This is a genomic window from Microcoleus vaginatus HSN003, from assembly GCF_022701255.1.
Taxonomy (GTDB): Bacteria; Cyanobacteriota; Cyanobacteriia; order Cyanobacteriales; family Microcoleaceae; genus Microcoleus; species Microcoleus vaginatus_B.
On record NZ_CP031705.1, the window covers coordinates 4,984,103 to 5,001,528 of the forward strand.

Below are 17,426 nucleotides of genomic sequence, written 5' to 3' on the forward strand. Positions count from 1 at the left end.
GAGGCTATAACTGTGTAAAAAATTAAGAGCGATTCCCTACGGGATAGCTACGCTTCACGCACTTTTCGCCAACCTTTCTACAACTTCCCAATTTGTTGAGCAAACCACATCGCTGCCGTCCCATTTCCCTCATTTAAAAGTTTCAAAGTCTCCGATAGTAAAGCAATTGGCAATCCCTCAAGTGCTCCGGAAATTTCGCATTCCTGATATTTCCCGTTTTCCTGCAAGCGAAATGCCAAAACTCTCTCGCCCTTAATATCTACTACCCAATACTCAGGAATTCCCAACGCAGCATACAACCGCTTTTTTTCATCTAAATCGCTGGCCAAAGTAGTATCGGCTATCTCCCCGACTAAATCGGGAACTCGCGACTGATTCAGATTAATTCGGCGAGGTTCCCCTTTTTGCCATTGGTGGAAATCTCCGCCGATGTATAAAACTTTATCTGGTGCACCCGCTCCCACTTTAGGTTTCTCAATTACACAACCGCTGAGAGAATCAAAAGTTTGTCCTATTTTGGTAGTAAACCACACAAAAAATATGATAGTAAACAGATCGTTAAATCTGGCGTGCTGAGGCCCTTCATTACCCATGTCTATCCAAAGATATCCTTCATAAAAAAATATTCTGGCTTCCTCCAAAGATGGATCTTCGCAGGCTGCTACATAATCTTCCCACGTCGCGGCTTGTGATTGGGGAATTTCACCCACTTGAGACACGATGAATTTTGCAGTTGTAGAAGTCATGATTTAAAAGCAAATTGACGATATTTTTATCCTAACTTAAGTCGCTATTTATAGCCGAAGGAAGAAGGAAGGCACTACACGGATACACGCATGAATTATCGAGTCTGAGTCATTCTTAAAAAGGAAGAAAATACAAGAAAGATCGACTTGCAGTCAGACGAAGGGGGCGGGCACGGGGGCACCGCCCCTACAAATGGCGATCGCAATCCTTGTGCTTATCGAATTGCTGTGGGCGCCGCAATTGGTACTTCTAAGTCTGGTTGCAAGTCAAAGACTACGACAAGCGTTGCTTGAGGCATCAGTTGACGCAGACACAGCAAGTGCCCGTCAGCATCTGATCGACTGCGAAATCGCCCCACAATCGCCTGCTGCATACTGGGCATGAGTTTGGCGATCGCCCAAGGGTAAAGGCGTTTTTGGTACGCGATCGCCCCAGGATTCGCTGCGAATCCCTGTTGATAACCGTTTTGTGGCATAATCGTGTTGTATTCGTAAGGAGTACACAAAAGGCGTTAGTAAGTTTCTTGGCGGGAATGTACTAACGCCTTTTCAATTAAAATTCAAGCATCTATCACAATAATTGTCAATTGTCAATTCTTAACGCTAAGTTTTAACGGTTATCCTATCTGAAGCTTTTATCGGCTATGGATTTGAGGGTTTTAGTAAGTGTTGAATTGTTGGCAAAAGTGATATATTTTTGATTTTTTACCGCAGATGAACGCGGATAAACGCGGATGAAAGAAAGATAAATTGAGAATGAGTTAAGGGGCGATCGCACTTAATCACAGCTCACAAAATCACTGTTTTGTCAAGACAAAAACACTTTCTTTATTCCCCCGTCCAATCCGCAAATCCTTATCCAAATAAGTAATATCCAGCCATCCCTGCTGTTCGCGAGTATCCAGCCCGAAATCTACAGCAGCGAACTTTTTCCCCGACTCAATCTCATTGATAAACTTCCCCGGAAATTCATAGCCAATCAACCTGCTTAAACCGAAAATCGCCCGCTCAAACTTGATCTGCACTCGACGTTCGGAAGTTGCCTCAAATCTCGCCGCTACACTGACAATTCCTTCCAAATAAGGCAAGCCGTAAAGTTCGCCAATGTTGTAAACTTTAGATTCTTTGACGCGGATAGATTGATAAATTTGACCCAATTTCACTAAGGGAAAACTGTCAAGATTCAGCAGTTCGCGGCTGGTGGTGTACAATAACCGCCACTCACCATTTAAAAGCTCTGCGGCTTCGACAGGGCGTGGTGTGGGGTTGTAATCTTCCAATTGGGCGATCGCGCTTAAAATCGCTTGTTGGTCGGTGGGAGTAGCCAGCAATCCTCGATTCTTACCAGCAATAATCTCTAAGAGTGCAGATTTTCTAAGCATGATTTTTTAAGAAGTAATAAGGAAAAAGGAAGGGGAAAGAAGGAAGAAGCAATTTGTTATTTGTAATAAGCTGTCTGGCATCTTGCACTGGATTTTTCAGGCGGGCGGGACGCCCAACCCTACTCCCCACAAGAATTTCATCAAACTTGACTGTAAAATTTAGATGCGACTGGGCTTAACCAATCACCAATAACTAATGATTAATGATTAATGATTAATCACTAATCACTAATATATCAAATTTCACCAAATAGAGTAGAGTCCGATAGAGGTCGGCTAATTCTTGCTCGTTTTTAACGTAGCGTCGGATAATTTCCCCCACGCTGATCGCACCTTCCTGCTTAATTGTATCCAATATCTCCATCTGAATGCTAACAGATCTTCTCCTATCCTCACCAAAACTGGTAAACCTAATTGTCTGTACCTGCTTTAAAAGTTCTGGTGTGGCGATCGCACCCAGACTCAGCATCATCTCATTGCTTAAACTTCTAGTCGCATAATTACCCAATACCCGAAACGGATCATCGCCTAGGGGATAAGGCGGTTTCCCGGGTTTTAAAGGTGCTGACTCCGGTGCCGCCAGGCGAATTTCTGCTAATTCCTGCCACAATTGTTCGTAAGCAGCAATTACTACTTTCCAATCATAAATTTCCCTCGCCCTTTGTCTCGCATTTTCCCCCATCCGCTTTCTCAATTCTGGGTTTTCAATTAATTGGCACAAGGCCAGGGTGCAAGCCTCAATGTCAACTGCTGTGGCGAGGGAAGTGTGACCCATGTAAGTCGGCCAATTTAAGCTGCCGTCAAGATAATTTAGGGCTAAATCTAAACAAGATTCTGGGGGCGGAATGAGTGTGGGAATGCGGAAGCCGTCTATTTCGTGGCGTACAGATTCTTTGTATCCGTTCCAATCGGAGACTATGGCCGGCAGTCCGTTCGCCATGGCTTCTATTGGTGTCAGTCCAAAGGATTCTTGAATGTTGTCGGAAAGCGAAATGAAAATGTCTGCCGCCGACCAAATATTTACTCTAATTTCCGGCTGTCTCCCATCTAAAAAAATAGCATTCACCGAGGGACAAAATATTTGCGCGCTAGTTTTAAAGTCGGGTTCTTCTCTCGGATCTTCGATCCAACCGGCTTGAATTAAATGGATTTTGGCTTTTGTGTGTTGTGAGGCCCGTTCTAGGGCGATGTACATGGGTACCGGATGAGCTTTTGCAGAAAAAGTCAATCGACCCACAAATAACACAACAATATCTTCGGGAGAAATGCCGAGTTCTTGCCGCAGTTGGTGGCGACTCTTAACTGCTTCCACACCCTGCGGAAACGCGCTGAAATCCACTCCTAGGGGAATAACGGGGAATTTGACCAAAATTTCCGGTTTACCGCCGTTACGCTGCGCTAAATATTCAGACCACTCCCTCATAACTCCCTCTACTGCTGTTTTCACGGCTGTAGAGGTGCAGATCAGGGCGTCCCAAGGCTGCATGGGTGCGGTTATCAAATCGCCGATCGCCCCCATGATGTATTTTGTACCGATCGTGTGAGTAACGCCACAAACGCTGTAGGCCCGCTGATCCACAAATCTGCGCGCCCAAACCATCTGTGACAGAACCGGATCGGGTCGGTAAATTGTGCCCGGTTGAGATAGCAAATCCGGTCGTTCCATTGGAATCCAGCGGACTTTCCGAGCTTTTTGCAGCCAAGGTTGGATGTGCGAACAAAACTCCTTAAAGGTTGTTTTGCTATCGGCGCAACAATAGAGAGAGTTAGCGGTTCCGTGTTGGACTAAGCTTTTGAGAAACCCTTCTCCGGCTGAATGACGCCCCAGAAGTTTTTGCCCTCCGGTGTGGTAACCCTCTTTGTTGTATAAAACCGCTGCCGTTGTATCCATTCTGAGATTTATTGCTTGAGAGTTGACTGAAGAAGCCAGAGGGCTTTCGGGATAAGGCTTTGATGAAAAATCAGGAGACTATTCTGAATCAATCGGTTGGAGTTAGGCAAGCTTGCAGAATATGATCGCGGCGTGTCCGGCGATATCTTAAAGACGATCGTCTCAGATTACAATGCTTACGGCTAAAGAAGGATTGGCAAGAGCGGATTTTAGTGTTATTCTGAGGCCCATGCTGGGGGCGATCGCCTTTTCGGTCTCCCATCTTATCCCATCCGGAACCAAACGGAGCCTGTGGTATAATGCTTTAGCCTTGCTAAATGCCCGATTTGCAAGTGCTTGATCAAAGGATCAGTTCGTCGGCAAAACGTTACCTCTACTCGATCGCGTCTTTGTCTTTAAAAACCGAGAATCATGTACAACCCATCTCTGCGTCAAATACCTCGCCACTTGCCTGCGGATGTAATTCCATTAAAGCAGCAATCTTCTCTTTTAGACTGGTTGGAATCTAACAATCGCCTGTTAGCAAGGGATGTCCAAGAACCCGACTATCTGCACGAAGAAGAAATTTCTGAACTGATGGCAGTTGACGACAGTCCTTACGATGATTTAGAAGAGGAAGTAGAAGAGGATGTGAGTGTAGGCGAAGAATAACTGGTAGAAGGGTGAAGGAATCAACCGGAAACAGGGAAGAAAAACTAAGAGATTTCTCAATCTCCTGTATCGCACCCTATTCCCCCATTTTCAATTGCTTATTCTCAAATAGTGTGTGGTGAGGAGTGTTATGGATAACTTTTTGGATGAGAAAATCCCTTTTAGTCTGCCCTTCAAACTTACAGGCAAGAATTTATTCCTGCTGCTAAGTTTGGGGATCGGCATTGTGGCGATAGGTTTAGATGGAGCAGCGGGTAGATTTTTGAATTTACCTGCATCCCTATTTATGCCGCTAGTTGTTTGTGCTTTAGTTGCGGCGGGGTTGGGCTATGCAGTTGTGCCCGTACTCCAGCAACTAAAAGCAGGACAAATAATTCGCGAAGACGGCCCCCAAGCTCATTTAAAAAAGGCGGGAACGCCGACAATGGGAGGCATCTTTTTTGTACCCGCAGGGGTCGCAGTTGCTTTGCTTTGGTCTAGATTTAACTCAGATGTTGTTGCCGTATCGGCTTTAACTTTAGCTTACGGTTTCATTGGCTGGATCGATGACTGGCAAATTCTGCGCCTCAAGTCGAATAAAGGTATTTCACCTCGGATGAAATTGGCTTTGCAAATAGGTTTTGCAGCTCTATTTTGTCTGTGGATGATGTTTCGTGAACCAGGTATTTCTACCAGCATTGCTTTGCCTTTCGGTTGGGTATTGCCTTTAGGTTTTCTGTTTTGGCCGCTGGCGGGTTTTGTGCTGGTAGCTGAAAGCAATGCTACGAATATTACCGACGGCGTTGACGGGTTGATGGGAGGTTTGGGGGCGATCGCACTTTTGGGATTGGGTGCATCTGTAGCCTCTACTTCGCCAGAATTAATGATATTTTGCGCCTGCACCAGTGGCAGTTGTCTCGGTTTCTTGGCACACAACCGCAATCCAGCCAAGGTGTTTATGGGTGATACAGGTGCTTTAGCTTTGGGTGGTGCGTTGGGTGCGGTAGGTTTATTAACAAATAGCCTTTGGATATTATTAATCATCAGCGGGATTTTCTTTATTGAAACGCTGTCAGTAATTGCTCAAGTAGGTTATTACAAAGCTACAAAAGGCCCGGATGGCATTGGCCAACGTTTGTTAAGAATGGCTCCGCTGCACCATCATCTAGAGTTGTGCGGCTGGTTAGAAACTCAGGTTGTTGGCATTTTTTATATAACTAATGGGGCGTTAGTGTTAATGATTTTGATGTTGACTAGCAACAGTTGAGAAGGGATTGCGTGACGGATTGTACAGGGGATGTAAGAGATATTTTCTACTACTTGAAAGAAACAGGCAAGATGCCTGTTCCACAAGAACTGAATGAAGTTGTGGAACAGGCATCTTGCCTGTTTAAGGCTCGGAACTTATAATTTGGAGAATTGATATCCCCAGTTAATGCAATGGAACTTAGTAACGCTTTTTAATTATTTGAAGAACCGCGAAGAGGGTTATAGGACACAGGAAGAACTACATTTGCTTATTTATCTTCCTTAGCCTCCTTAGCGCCTTCGCGGTTCGTTTAATCTTACTCAATATTAGTTATGCTATCGTTTACGGTTGTTTGTGAATGACTAAAACGTTTTTACCGGAGGTTTCGGTGGTTGTGCCTGTTTACAACGGCGAGATGGATTTGCCGCCGTTGATCGAGTGCCTGCGATCGCAAACTTATCCACCACACAGAGTAGAATATCTATTAGTAGACAACAACAGCCGCGATCGCACTTCAGCAATCATCGAAACAGCAGCTAAGTTCGATAAAATAACCATTCGCCACCTCAGTGAAAATCAGATTCAAAGTTCCTACGCCGCCCGCAATCAAGGAATTCGCGCATCAACAGGCGAAATCATTGCATTTACTGATGCAGACTGTCGCCCGGAATCTGACTGGCTGGAAAATTTAGTTAAGCCATTTATTGACTTAGAAATAGGAATTAGCGCTGGGGAAATACTCGCATTGCCCGGTAAAACTATTTTAGAACAACACGCCGATCGCCAAAATACTTTATCTCAAAAACATACTCTCGCTCATCCTTTTTCTCCCTACGGCCAAACCGCCAATTTAGCTGTACGGAGGCTCGTTTTACAACAAATAGGATTATTTCGCGCTTACCTCACCAGCGGCGGCGATGCTGACTTGTGTTGGCGGATTTTGCGGCAAACATCCTATAAATTACATTTTGCCGAAAATGCGATCGTCCGACACCGCCACCGTTCTACAATAAAACAGTTACAAAGTCAATGGTATCGGTACGGGGAATCTAATAAATACTTGCACGAACTCCACGGTGTCGATTTGATGCGAGAATTCACAACACAGGAATATTTTTACCGGCTGGCTAGGTGGCTGTTAAAGGAATTTCCGGTTGCGGCTGCCAAAAGTGCGTTAGCGAAGCCCTCGAAGAGGATCGACCGAGCGGACCTGGTAGATTTGTTTAATACGCCGATCGGTCTTTTGAATGTTAGGGCAAGGTCGATCGGACAGCGCCAAGCCAAACTTCCTTTAGCAGCTTGGGAAATCCCACAATTATAACTGTGCGTCCGTTATGCTTACATTTGTAGCGCTTAAATTTGTGGCAATTGAGACTGCCTTTCCTTGCCAGGTATCTGCTGGAACTGTTGCTCGTTACCAGGCTAGAGCCTGGTAACGCATATAGGCGAGGAAGAGCCTCCTTTTTAAATTTGTTGCGCTTAAACTTGTTGCAATTGAAACTGACCTTGCTGTGGAGATAGCGGGAACTGTGCTAATGAATTTGATATTCCTTTCCGCTTAGCTCTCAGGTATAATGCTGTTTGATAAAGTTCCAAATCTTCGCGATTGAGATGTATTAGCTCATTCATAATATGGCTGTCATACATGATACTTTTTACCACAGAGTTATAGCCATTATGCTTGTTTGTGTTTTCATAGGTTATTGAGATTTCTGGCCAATTTAACATCTCGCCCAGCTCGGTTAAATCATCTTTAAAAAATCCTTGGATTCCCACAAAATAAAAATCTGTGAGATTGCGACCCCCAACATATTGAGACATTTCATTGCGGAGCTGAGGAATCTTGGCAAATTCCACCAGATCTAAGTTTTTTTCTTGTACATAATTGTGCAAACTCTCATCTTCAGTACGGGGAAGACTTTTCCAAAAGAGATACAAGGAAATTAACCGCCGAATAGGATCTCTCAACCAGATTATTTCTTTTACTTGAGCAGGAGAGAAATATTTTCTCGAAGGAACATGACCGTGTATTACTTTTATTGTTTGCGGATCTACACCTTTACTTACTGCTAACGATTCATCCAAAAAACCAGCAATTTTATCTAGACCGTAAACCTGTGTTAAAGCTATAAAAAAAGTTGTTCCTGCCGTTTTTGGTATGTGGTATGACATTATCTCCAAACTTGGCAATCCTAAAATACTTTTTTGCCATTCACTTATAAAATTAAATTCCCGTGACTGCAAAAATGAGCTGAGGATTTCCGGCCGTGTAAGTTCGCCGTTTTGCAATTTATGAAGAAAGAAGCTTTTACCATAAGCGTCAGAATCGCGTTTCAAATAAACGCGGTAAACTTCTTCCACAAATGCTTCATTATCAAGTGGCTCAGTTCTTTGCAAAAAATACTTTTCGTTCATTGTTAGATCGTTATAAACTTTAGTAGGGTCAAAAAATAACCCCAAACATAGTATAAGCTGTGATCGTTTGTATTCAAGCGCGATTCATAAGTTTACGTATTTTAAGTGTTATTACTTATTAGGTTATCTGGTTAGTCGTTATTACTGGTTACCAGACTGGAACCTGGTAAAGCAGAGGGGCGAGCCCGATCCTCCTTTTTCGCTTTTATACAAGCGCTATTCATCAGTTTAGCTGTTTTAAGTATTATTACTTATTAAGTGTTCCTGTTACTCGTTACCAGGCTGGAGGCTGGTAACGCAGATAGGCGAGGAAGAGCCTCCATTTTCGCAAGCGAGGCTCTTCCTCTGGAGCTGGGTTCCTAGGCTCCAGCCTGGAAGTTAAATTTACTCCCTCTTAAGTATTTTTACTTATTAAAGTATCTTATGTATCGAATAACATAGTCGATAATTATTAACGCAAAACTTAATCTAAAATTAAGAACAATATTCCGATCGCGCCCGGTTAAACGACGATAACTCAGGCGGATTCTCAGAATTTTAAATTTTTGTAACCTTTACAGGTAATGCCAATGGCTCAAATCTTACTCCAGACCGTTTGGTTTATACCTTGCTATCCACTCATCGGCGGAGTTCTGTCGATGCTGTGGTTTCCGGCTGTTACCCGCCGCACCGGGCCAAGACCATCCGGTTATGTGAACGCCATATTAACCTTGTTTGCTTTCCTACACGGCGTCATCGCCCTGACAGCTATTTGGAACCAACCGGTGCAACACCAGTTGATTCCCTGGCTGAACGTAGCAGGTTTAGACTTAACCATTCCCGTGGAAATCTCTCCTGTCACCGTCGGGGCGACTGTTTTGATTACCGGACTGAACTTACTGGCGCAGGTTTATGCTTTCGGTTACATGGAAATGGACTGGGGCTGGGCTAGGTTCTTTTCCCTGATGGGGCTGTTTGAAGCCGGGATGTGCGGGTTGGTACTGTGCAATTCCCTGTTCTTCAGCTACATGATTTTGGAAGTTCTGACTTTGGGCACTTACCTGCTAGTCGGGCTGTGGTTCAATCAGTCTTTGGTGGTGACAGGAGCCCGCGACGCTTTCTTAACAAAGCGGGTGGGTGACTTATTCCTGCTGATGGGAGTAGTCGCCATTCTGCCGCTGGCTGGAACTTGGAATTTTGACGAGTTGGCGGTTTGGGCCCAGACTGCAAAACTTGACCCGACTGTAGCGACGCTGTTGACTTTAGCTTTGATTGCTGGCCCGATGGGTAAGTGCGCTCAGTTTCCCTTGCACCTGTGGCTGGATGAGGCGATGGAAGGCCCGCTACCGGCGACGATTTTGCGGAACACCGTAGTTGTGGAAACTGGTGCTTGGATTTTGATTAAGTTGCAGCCAGTGATTGCTTTGTCGCCGATCGGACTGAAGACAACTATTATTGTAGGCGCTGCGACGGCGGTTGGTGCTTCATTAATTGCGATCGCCCAAATCGACATCAAGCGCACGCTTTCCTATATAGTCAGCTCATACATGGGCTTAGTATTTATCGCCGTCGGCACTGGACAAACCCAAACAGCCCTGACATTGATATTTGCCTACACCTTGGCAATGGGTTTGCTGGTGATGAGCATCGGTTCGGTAGTTTGGAACAGCATCACTCAGGATGTCCGAGCTCTCGGCGGTTTGTGGGGAAAGCGGCCGATATCGGCGATATCGTTTATTGTCGGTAGCGCTGGATTGGTGGGACTGCCGCCCTTCGGCTGTTTCTGGGCTTTAGAAGACTTCACATCCGGGCTTTGGCAAACTCACCCTTTCTTGTTAGGAATAGTGCTGTTTGTAAACGGCGTCACTGCTTTTGGCTTAGTGCGGGTTTTCGGTTTAGTTTTTGGTGGCAAACCAAAACAAATGACCGAACGCTCGCCAGAAGTTCACTGGCCTTTCATCTTGCCGATGACTGTTTTAATGGGCTTTACTTTGCACGTCCCGCACTTACTGGCGACGTGGCAGTTATTGCCTGGGGCGAGTTTGAATTATACCGCCAGTGGACTGCTAGTTTTGTCAACGGCGATCGGTATCGGTGCAGGAGCATTTGTTTACCTGAACGAGAAATGGGAAAAACCGGTGCGAATTGGTTCTCAAGCCCTGCAAGACTTTTTTGCCTACGATTTTTACACTGCCCAACTTTACCGCGTGACAGTGATATTTGCAGTTGGTTTGGTTTCGCAAATCATCTCCTGGGTCGATCGCAATATTGTGGACGGATTCGTGAACTTAATCGGTTTTGCAACAGTTTTCGGCGGGCAAAGCCTCAAATACAACGTTAACGGTCAAACTCAGTTTTATGCCTTGACAATTCTGTTCGGAGTGGCAGTTTTGGGACTGCTCATAAGCTGGCCACTGCTAGGTCGCTTGTCGCTGATTGTAGGCGGGTAAAGAAATATAAGCTTGAAGATTTTAGGTGACAGTTTTAATCTAAAATCTAAAAAACCTGAAGTCTTGAACAAAGATTTCAAACTCATTCAAATAACGCAGCCTAAATGAACTCAAACAACAGACAATTCAATCTTTCCCGGCGCAATTCACTCAAATTTGTCGCAGGTGCTATTGGTACAGGGATACTCGCAGCACGAGCAGGGGCTGATTTGGCTGCACCCGAACCAGCAATTGCTCAAAATGACTTGGCTCCCGATGCAGCTCTGCAAAAGTTAATGGACGGGAACAAACGGTTTGTTGACAAAAAACGCCAAAGTCCCAACCAAGACTTTGGGCGCCTCACCGAAGTTGCCAAATCTCAAAAACCCTTTGCTGCTATTCTCGGCTGTGCAGATTCCCGCTTTCCTTCGGAAATTATCTTCGATCAAGGATTGGGAGATTTATTTGTCTGTCGCGTGGCCGGAAATGTGGCTACCCCAGAAGAAATTGGCAGCCTGGAATTTGGCACGCTGGTATTGGGAGCAAAAGTGCTTGTGGTAATCGGGCATAAAAGGTGCGGTGCGGTAGACGCAACCATCAAAGGAGCTCAAGTTCCCGGTCAAATTGCCAGTTTGCTAGACGCCATTAAGCCGGCTGTAGAAAGCTCGAAAGACCAAGCGGGCGACCGACTAGAAAATGCCTGTAAAGCGAATGTTAGGCTGCAAGCTAACAAATTGATAGCCTCTCCAGTAATCTCTAAATTAATTGAAGAGAATAAACTGAAAGTTGTTGGTGGATATTACGATTTAGACACGGGCACAGTCACTATTCTTTCTGAGTCTTGAGGGAATTTGGGATTGATAATTTGAGAGTTTAACATCTAATATCAAGTCCAGGTTCATTATTCCTCGAACTCTCGGCGATTGAAATCGCGTATTATACACAAACAAAGTCCGGATGGTGCGCGGACTAAGAGTAAGGGGAATCTTTAATCCGGATTTGCTATAAACTCTCAAATTATCAAAGAAAAGACAAGAGCCTGCAAAATAGATTCTTTACTCTTCACTCTTCATACATTATGCTTAGTGCCTTGCTCTGGTTGCCCGCGTTGGGCGCTGCGGTAGTCGGTTTCCTGCCCGGAAATATCAATGGGATGCGTCTGCGTTCAATAGCCTCGGCTTTTGCTGCTGCTATTTTCCTTTTGAATATCTGGCTTTTGACTCAATTCGCTCCGGCCAATTCGGGATTGCAATTTCAAGAATATTTGCCTTGGATTCCACAATTAGGTTTGAGCTACAACTTGGGCATTGACGGCTTGTCCTTGCCGCTGCTGGTTTTAAGTGCTTTGCTGACGCTATTAGTAATTTACGGCACTGGCGAAAAGATGGAGCGCCCCCAGCTTTACTATGCTTTGATTTTGCTGATCAATGCTGGTATTGCCGGAGCTTTGATGTCTCAAAATTTGCTGCTGTTTGTACTGTTTTACGAAGTAGAATTAATTCCTTTTTACCTGTTGATTGCGATTTGGGGCGGAAAGCAGCGGGAATACGCTGCCATGAAGTTTTTGATTTACACGGCTGTTTCGGGACTTTTGGTTTTAGCTGCATTTTTGGGTGTGGCTTGGCTGAGTGGTTCTTTAAATTTCGATTACAGTGCGATTACCACTCAAGAATTGCCATTGAGAACGCAGTTAATCCTGCTAACAATTCTGCTAATTGGGTTGGGAATTAAAATTCCCTTGGTGCCGCTGCATACTTGGCTACCGGATGCTTATGTCGAAGCTTCGCCAGCAACAGCAATTTTGCTGGGAGGGATTTTGGCGAAGTTGGGAACTTACGGTTTAGTACGGTTTGGCTTGCAGTTGTTTCCCGAAACTTGGTCAATTCTAGCCCCGGCTTTAGCGATAATCGGCACAGTGAGCGTGATGTACGGCGCTTTGAGCGCGATCGCCCAAAAAGACATCAAGCGCATGGTAGCCTATAGTTCGATCGGACATATGGGCTACATCCTCGTTGCCTGCGCCGCAGGTACGAAACTCGCCTTAATCGGCGCTGTGGGGCAAATGGTAAGCCACGGCTTAATTTTAGCTTTGCTATTTTATTTGGTAGGCATCATCGAAACCAAAGTTGGCACGCGGGATTTGGATGTACTCAACGGTTTGATGAACCCGATGCGGGGTTTACCCACTGCCAGTTCCCTGTTAGTTTTGGGCGGCATGGCAAGCGCCGGAATTCCGGGTTTGGTGGGTTTTATTGCCGAATTCTTAGTGTTTCAAGGCAGTTTTTCGATCTTTCCAATTCCAACTTTACTCTGCATTTTAGCTTCTGGTTTAACAGCAGTTTACTTTGTAATTCTGCTCAACCGCACCTGTTTTGGGAAGTTGGACAACGCCACGGCTTACTACCCTCCAGTTACGTTTGGTGAAAATATGCCGGCGCTGGTTTTGGCGGGCATAATTTTTGTGTTGGGAATTCAACCTGCTTGGCTGCTCAAGTGGAGCGAATCTACTACAAATGCGATCGTTGCTACTCTGCCGGCGGACAGAAATACCCAAGTTGCTATTAGCTATCCCCTAGAACGCTCGGATATGGAAATCGCGTCTACACAAACGAAGTCCGCCTCTGCAGACTAAGAATCTACTCGTTACCAGGCAGAGCCTGGTAACGCAGATCCGGAGGCTCTGCCTCCAATTTTACGGCTAGCGGGCCTGGATATCGGTTCCCAGGCTCTTCCTGGGAACCAGTTAAAGAATCGCAGCTTTTTGCAATAATTCAAAATATTTAGATTCACTCAATCAAAGGAAGAAACAATGGTACATACCCCTAATAAACCAGCAACTAAACTACCTCCTTCCAAACATGAATTTGCTGAGGTAATTCACAGACTAGAAGCCGGGGGAGCGATGATTCCAGATACGCCGGAAAATCTGATGCAAATCATCGCTATTTGGAAAGCTTACGCAGTGCCGATGGATTTCTACTGGCGGGATTTGCTTTACATCGCCGAACGGGTATTTTTACACCCGCTTCCTTTCTTTAAATACTTCTTGCCCCAGGAGTATTTAGACTTGCAAAATCACTATGCAGGCGACGGTGCAGATTTGCGGATATGGCGCGGGACTGGAAGCGCTCACCCTGAACTTTTGGAGTTCATGGAGAAGGGTGAAACTGGTAAAAGCCCGCGGCTGTTTCACCATTTGTGGCACGATCGCATTAACATGGAATTTGCCGAAGAGTGCATGAGGTCAATGCTTTGGCACCGGGGCTTGTACGTGCCGACCAATCAATTCGATCCTTATTTGGACAGTGAGGAATATAAGGCTAATGCCGATCGGGCAATTAAAGCTTACTTCAAAAAAAACCCGTTCATGCTGGGACTTCACAAAGCATTTCCAGAAATGTTTTTAGAACAATGTCGCCAAATGTCTTATTACAGCAATCTCGGTTTATTCTGGGAAGTCATGGCGCCGGTGTTTTTTGAGGTTTCCGACTTGTACGACGAAGGGAAAATTACGACAGTCCCTCAAGCTATGGATTTCCTAGTAAATGGCATATTTGCGATCGCCGGTCGTCCCATTTACCACCACGTTCAAATCGACGGCGAAACCTACGAAATCATCCCGAAATCTAAAGGTTTCACTTGGCTTTATGAAGCAGCGTTACCTTACGTGGAAGCTGTATTTTATCGCACTTCACCGTTCCGAGGAACCAAATCTTACAACGCTCAAGCTAAGGAAGTTCCTGACGACCAAAAAGACTTCCACTACGGAGTGCTTTATGCGGACAAATTCCCGGTAGGTACGGCGGGCATTCCGCCGACTTTGCTAGCACAAGATATGCTGCATTTCCTGCCGCCTTATTTGATGGATTTCTACAAACAGCGCTGTCGCGGCGAAGATGATATCCTCAATCAAATTGGGGTGACATTTCAGCGATCGATGTATTGCGTAACTTCGGCAGTGTTTCAAGCGTTGCGGACGGCTCTTTTGTATCCTTTGGATGACCCCAATCCGAAGCATTTGAAGGCAAATAGGGCATTCTTTGAGGCTCAGATCGATCGCTTCTGTCGCCCGGAATACGGCATGAAATATGCTGCGAAGCTCAAGAATATTCAGACTTCGGATTACAGGTAAAGGATGTTTTCGGGCGGGCTCTTCGGCCCAACCCCTACTCCCCACAAGAAACCGGATGTTTTGTGGAACAGGCATCTTGCCTGTTCTGAAGAAGAGTTCAAAATATCGGTTAAAAGCGACAGGAAAAAATGAGGTTTTTTTAAAGGGATTTCAAAATTAGCATAATACCAGTCCACCTACCAACAGATAACAAATAACAAATAACAAATAACCATAACTATGGACAGCAAAGATCTAGCCAAATATATCGAAGCAAAGGACGGGATTTCCAAACCTTGGCTGTTGGTGCAACTGCGGCTGAAAAAATTGCAAGAAAGGCGATCGGAGATTTCTGCTGAAGAGTATATGACAGAACTTACGGACATTCACAAAGATTTAATGAATCTGGGGGAATGGTGGCTGGGTATCGAGGATGAGGTTTTCTAGGCGATTTGAAGAATGCTAGGTGCGGGGATGGGTTCACCTTCTTCCTGCCAAGCTTCTAGATACATTTCGAGCACTTCTTCGCCATGTCGGATGGCTTCTTCGCGGGTTTGGCCGTGGGTACAGGGCATGACAACGCGATCGGCAAACTCTGGAATCGTCACGAGGAAAAGTTGATCCTCGTCAGACCATTGGACGATCATACTGTATCGATTCATGAATCTTCCTCCTTTAACTCGTCGAGTTCGGCTAACAATATTGCCAACTGCTTCTCTCTCATAGCGTGGCACATCATCTCCGTCTTTGCCTGGAATTGTTAATGTCTTCCCAATCAAAGGATGCTGCCATCTCTCATAGCTGCCTTATCCGCGTTTTGGCAAATAAATAAAGCCCTCACGGGTAATCTGAGCTTTTAACTCGCGAATTTTTCTAGGCATGGTGATTGTCCATTTTCTACCTCCATTTTCTCACTTAGCCATTTATTTTAATTTTTCCTTGGCCCATTCTGGCAGTTGGTTGCCCGGGCGATCGCACTTTAAAATTTCTCCATCAAATCTTTTTCTTGGGCATAGACATCTCGTAGCTGTTGCAGCGCCGCCCCAGAAATGACGGATTTAACAGTAGCCACCAATTGGCCCCACTCTAGCAATCTGTCAACTGAAACTGCTTTTTTGAACTTGTAGGTGTAGAATTTAGTCCAAAATGCTGGTGCTTGCTTGCTTTTCCAGCGTTTGTACCATCTGCCAAAATCTTGAGGTGCGATCGCATTTACTCCGACAATCGGCGGAAAATCGGCGTAGCTGACAAACCGGCTGATGCCTTTGGCGTGCACGTACACCATGTACCGACAGCATTCGATCCGGTAAATCTCGTCTGTTGAGATATTGAACAGGAGTGCAACTGTTTCTTCTGTGACAAATCTCGCCAGCGGATGCAGGATGGGAGATTTATGAATTATTCTCGATTCTGCGATCGTCCGCGATTTTGCTGGAGTTTCTGATATCATGGCTAGTACACCTCTGGATATGGTTAGTAGACTTCTGGATAAGGCAAATGCACTTTTTGATAGAAAGAAATAATCTGTCCAGATGAGGTTTTACAGACGATCGCCCTTTAGTTTTCCAGGCCGGGGGGCGATCGCTCTTTACATATAAAATTGTACGACGCAATTGCATCAACTGTCAAGCATGGGTTTAGTCAGGCTAAAAATTCGGGAACTAGCGGCGGAGAAGGGCTGGACGCTTAAGGAAGTATCCGATCGTTCCGGGGTAATTTATAGCACTGTCAGAAGCTATGCTCGTCGTCCTGAAATGGCAATGGTTGACTTTACTTGCCTGCGGAAGTTAGCTCGGACTTTTGATGTGATGATTGAGGATTTGGTTGAGGTTTTGGAGGAGTAGGTCGATCGGCCTTGAGCATTCTTTGCCAAAGTCATCTATTCTTAATGAGAAACCACGCAACTGTATAAACTATCAAGCATGGGTTTAGTAAGAATTAAAGTCAGAGAACTAGCCGCAGAGAAAGGTTGGACATTCAAGGAAGTTTCAGAACGTTCTGGGGTAATGTACAACACTGTCAAGCATTATGCCCGTTGTCCAGGGCTGACAACGGTTGACTTTACTTTGCTGCGGAAGTTAGCTCGCACTTTTGATGTGATGATTGAGGATTTGGTTGAGGTTTTGGAGGAGTAGGTCGATCTGCCTTTCCACATTTCCACTATAAGCCTTGTGTTTCGTCTTGTCAAGACGCGCTTAAGCATTTTGCATCGCAGCTAAAAGCTCAGCTTAAAGGTGCTAAGATTTAGTCAAAGTTGTTAATCTCCCGTTACCTTTGTGACTAGAGCCAGTACCGCCATCGGGGTGAGCCCCATAATTAAGGAACTTGTGCAGAAAAAGGCGCTTGCAACCCGACTAACGCTGAAGGAAATCATCTATGTCGGGATGCTGGCGATTGACGAGTTGGACGAAAAGCGCTTGCAAGAGTTGGCAGATAAAGTACATCAGATGCAGGTCAATGGCGAGATTTGAAGCTGAAGAAAACCAGGTGGGTGTCCAGAAACCGGGTTTTTACGAAAATCCTTCGTCGCAGTCGTCAGATTCAGCAAAAAACCCGGTTTCTTTGGTTGGAGTGCGTCCAGGACAGATCGAGAA

The 17,426-nt window shown here is 45.3% G+C and carries 19 protein-coding genes; 12 read left to right on the plus strand and 7 right to left on the minus strand.

The annotated features are described in order from the left end of the window. Nucleotides 1–77: 77 nt before the first annotated feature. From D0A37_RS21605 to D0A37_RS21620, 4 genes are all read right to left on the minus strand, one after another. A complete protein-coding gene (locus D0A37_RS21605; protein ID WP_242717422.1) occupies nt 78–746 on the minus strand; it encodes a Uma2 family endonuclease in 669 nt (222 codons plus the stop codon). Nucleotides 747–961: 215 nt separating this feature from the next. Further along, a complete protein-coding gene (locus D0A37_RS21610) occupies nt 962–1,222 on the minus strand; it encodes a hypothetical protein (RefSeq protein ID WP_242717424.1) in 261 nt (86 codons plus the stop codon). 321 nt (nt 1,223–1,543) lie between these two features. Continuing rightward, nucleotides 1,544–2,128, minus strand: coding sequence for a PAP/fibrillin family protein (locus tag D0A37_RS21615; RefSeq protein ID WP_242717426.1), 585 nt, complete (start codon nt 2,126–2,128; stop codon nt 1,544–1,546). Between the two features lie 214 nt (nt 2,129–2,342). Beyond that, nucleotides 2,343–4,019 (minus strand): glycosyltransferase family 4 protein, encoded by a 1,677-nt coding sequence (locus tag D0A37_RS21620; RefSeq protein ID WP_242717428.1) that lies wholly within the window; start codon nt 4,017–4,019, stop codon nt 2,343–2,345. Nucleotides 4,020–4,430: 411 nt separating this feature from the next. On the opposite strand from D0A37_RS21620, the gene D0A37_RS21625 reads away from it, so the two are divergent. From D0A37_RS21625 to D0A37_RS21635, 4 genes are all read left to right on the plus strand, one after another. Beyond that, on the plus strand, nt 4,431–4,670 hold the full coding sequence (locus tag D0A37_RS21625) for a DUF3134 domain-containing protein (RefSeq protein ID WP_006631296.1): 240 nt from the start codon (nt 4,431–4,433) through the stop codon (nt 4,668–4,670). 130 nt (nt 4,671–4,800) lie between these two features. Then, a complete protein-coding gene (mraY, locus tag D0A37_RS21630; RefSeq protein WP_242717430.1) occupies nt 4,801–5,916 on the plus strand; it encodes a phospho-N-acetylmuramoyl-pentapeptide-transferase in 1,116 nt (371 codons plus the stop codon). Between the two features lie 11 nt (nt 5,917–5,927). Then, nucleotides 5,928–6,059 carry a hypothetical protein gene (locus D0A37_RS29150; protein WP_278187098.1) on the plus strand — a complete coding sequence of 44 codons (132 nt, stop codon included), beginning with the start codon at nt 5,928–5,930 and terminating at the stop codon, nt 6,057–6,059. Nucleotides 6,060–6,256: 197 nt separating this feature from the next. Further along, nucleotides 6,257–7,219, plus strand: a complete 963-nt coding sequence (locus tag D0A37_RS21635) for a glycosyltransferase family 2 protein (protein WP_242717432.1) — start codon at nt 6,257–6,259, stop codon at nt 7,217–7,219. 158 nt (nt 7,220–7,377) lie between these two features. On the opposite strand, the gene D0A37_RS21640 is transcribed toward D0A37_RS21635, so the two are convergent. Continuing rightward, nucleotides 7,378–8,313: a DUF4214 domain-containing protein gene (locus D0A37_RS21640; protein ID WP_242717434.1), complete on the minus strand. Its 936-nt coding sequence runs from the start codon at nt 8,311–8,313 to the stop codon at nt 7,378–7,380. A 569-nt stretch (nt 8,314–8,882) separates the two neighbouring features. On the opposite strand from D0A37_RS21640, the gene D0A37_RS21645 reads away from it, so the two are divergent. From D0A37_RS21645 to D0A37_RS21665, 5 genes are all read left to right on the plus strand, one after another. After that, complete coding sequence (locus tag D0A37_RS21645) at nt 8,883–10,742, plus strand: NAD(P)H-quinone oxidoreductase subunit F (protein ID WP_242717436.1); 1,860 nt, start codon at nt 8,883–8,885, stop codon at nt 10,740–10,742. Between the two features lie 104 nt (nt 10,743–10,846). Then, nucleotides 10,847–11,566 (plus strand): carbonic anhydrase, encoded by a 720-nt coding sequence (locus D0A37_RS21650; protein WP_242717438.1) that lies wholly within the window; start codon nt 10,847–10,849, stop codon nt 11,564–11,566. Nucleotides 11,567–11,799: 233 nt separating this feature from the next. Then, nucleotides 11,800–13,353 (plus strand): NADH-quinone oxidoreductase subunit M, encoded by a 1,554-nt coding sequence (locus D0A37_RS21655; RefSeq protein ID WP_242717440.1) that lies wholly within the window; start codon nt 11,800–11,802, stop codon nt 13,351–13,353. 177 nt (nt 13,354–13,530) lie between these two features. Then, a complete protein-coding gene (locus D0A37_RS21660) occupies nt 13,531–14,853 on the plus strand; it encodes a CO2 hydration protein (RefSeq protein ID WP_242717442.1) in 1,323 nt (440 codons plus the stop codon). 219 nt (nt 14,854–15,072) lie between these two features. Continuing rightward, nucleotides 15,073–15,279 carry a hypothetical protein gene (locus D0A37_RS21665; RefSeq protein WP_190739154.1) on the plus strand — a complete coding sequence of 69 codons (207 nt, stop codon included), beginning with the start codon at nt 15,073–15,075 and terminating at the stop codon, nt 15,277–15,279. On the opposite strand, the gene D0A37_RS21670 is transcribed toward D0A37_RS21665, so the two are convergent. Together D0A37_RS21670 and D0A37_RS21675 are read right to left on the minus strand one after the other, a co-directional pair. Next, complete coding sequence (locus D0A37_RS21670) at nt 15,276–15,494, minus strand: type II toxin-antitoxin system HicB family antitoxin (protein ID WP_242717443.1); 219 nt, start codon at nt 15,492–15,494, stop codon at nt 15,276–15,278. The two genes, D0A37_RS21665 and D0A37_RS21670, sit on opposite strands and share 4 nt — an antisense overlap. A gap of 317 nt (nt 15,495–15,811) precedes the next feature. Beyond that, nucleotides 15,812–16,282, minus strand: coding sequence for a hypothetical protein (locus D0A37_RS21675; RefSeq protein ID WP_242717444.1), 471 nt, complete (start codon nt 16,280–16,282; stop codon nt 15,812–15,814). Between the two features lie 181 nt (nt 16,283–16,463). Here D0A37_RS21675 and D0A37_RS21680 point away from each other — a divergent pair, with 181 nt between their 5' ends. The 3 genes from D0A37_RS21680 (at nt 16,464) to D0A37_RS21690 (ending at nt 17,303) form a co-directional block, all read left to right on the plus strand. Then, entirely contained in the window at nt 16,464–16,676 is a 213-nt protein-coding gene (locus D0A37_RS21680) for a helix-turn-helix domain-containing protein (RefSeq protein WP_006631307.1), read from the plus strand. A 78-nt stretch (nt 16,677–16,754) separates the two neighbouring features. After that, on the plus strand, nt 16,755–16,967 hold the full coding sequence (locus D0A37_RS21685; RefSeq protein ID WP_242717445.1) for a helix-turn-helix domain-containing protein: 213 nt from the start codon (nt 16,755–16,757) through the stop codon (nt 16,965–16,967). Between the two features lie 192 nt (nt 16,968–17,159). Next, nucleotides 17,160–17,303 carry a hypothetical protein gene (locus tag D0A37_RS21690; RefSeq protein ID WP_242717446.1) on the plus strand — a complete coding sequence of 48 codons (144 nt, stop codon included), beginning with the start codon at nt 17,160–17,162 and terminating at the stop codon, nt 17,301–17,303. Nucleotides 17,304–17,426 lie beyond the last annotated feature (123 nt).

Coding starts and splice junctions, on each gene's coding strand:
- D0A37_RS21605 (WP_242717422.1), bottom strand. CDS start 746: ATGACTTCTACAACTGCAAAATTCATCGTGTCTCAAGTGGGTGAAATT.
- D0A37_RS21610 (WP_242717424.1), bottom strand. CDS start 1,222: ATGCCACAAAACGGTTATCAACAGGGATTCGCAGCGAATCCTGGGGCG.
- D0A37_RS21615 (WP_242717426.1), bottom strand. CDS start 2,128: ATGCTTAGAAAATCTGCACTCTTAGAGATTATTGCTGGTAAGAATCGA.
- D0A37_RS21620 (WP_242717428.1), bottom strand. CDS start 4,019: ATGGATACAACGGCAGCGGTTTTATACAACAAAGAGGGTTACCACACC.
- D0A37_RS21625 (WP_006631296.1), top strand. CDS start 4,431: ATGTACAACCCATCTCTGCGTCAAATACCTCGCCACTTGCCTGCGGAT.
- mraY (WP_242717430.1), top strand. CDS start 4,801: ATGGATAACTTTTTGGATGAGAAAATCCCTTTTAGTCTGCCCTTCAAA.
- D0A37_RS21635 (WP_242717432.1), top strand. CDS start 6,257: ATGACTAAAACGTTTTTACCGGAGGTTTCGGTGGTTGTGCCTGTTTAC.
- D0A37_RS21640 (WP_242717434.1), bottom strand. CDS start 8,313: ATGAACGAAAAGTATTTTTTGCAAAGAACTGAGCCACTTGATAATGAA.
- D0A37_RS21645 (WP_242717436.1), top strand. CDS start 8,883: ATGGCTCAAATCTTACTCCAGACCGTTTGGTTTATACCTTGCTATCCA.
- D0A37_RS21650 (WP_242717438.1), top strand. CDS start 10,847: ATGAACTCAAACAACAGACAATTCAATCTTTCCCGGCGCAATTCACTC.
- D0A37_RS21655 (WP_242717440.1), top strand. CDS start 11,800: ATGCTTAGTGCCTTGCTCTGGTTGCCCGCGTTGGGCGCTGCGGTAGTC.
- D0A37_RS21660 (WP_242717442.1), top strand. CDS start 13,531: ATGGTACATACCCCTAATAAACCAGCAACTAAACTACCTCCTTCCAAA.
- D0A37_RS21665 (WP_190739154.1), top strand. CDS start 15,073: ATGGACAGCAAAGATCTAGCCAAATATATCGAAGCAAAGGACGGGATT.
- D0A37_RS21670 (WP_242717443.1), bottom strand. CDS start 15,494: ATGAATCGATACAGTATGATCGTCCAATGGTCTGACGAGGATCAACTT.
- D0A37_RS21675 (WP_242717444.1), bottom strand. CDS start 16,282: ATGATATCAGAAACTCCAGCAAAATCGCGGACGATCGCAGAATCGAGA.
- D0A37_RS21680 (WP_006631307.1), top strand. CDS start 16,464: ATGGGTTTAGTCAGGCTAAAAATTCGGGAACTAGCGGCGGAGAAGGGC.
- D0A37_RS21685 (WP_242717445.1), top strand. CDS start 16,755: ATGGGTTTAGTAAGAATTAAAGTCAGAGAACTAGCCGCAGAGAAAGGT.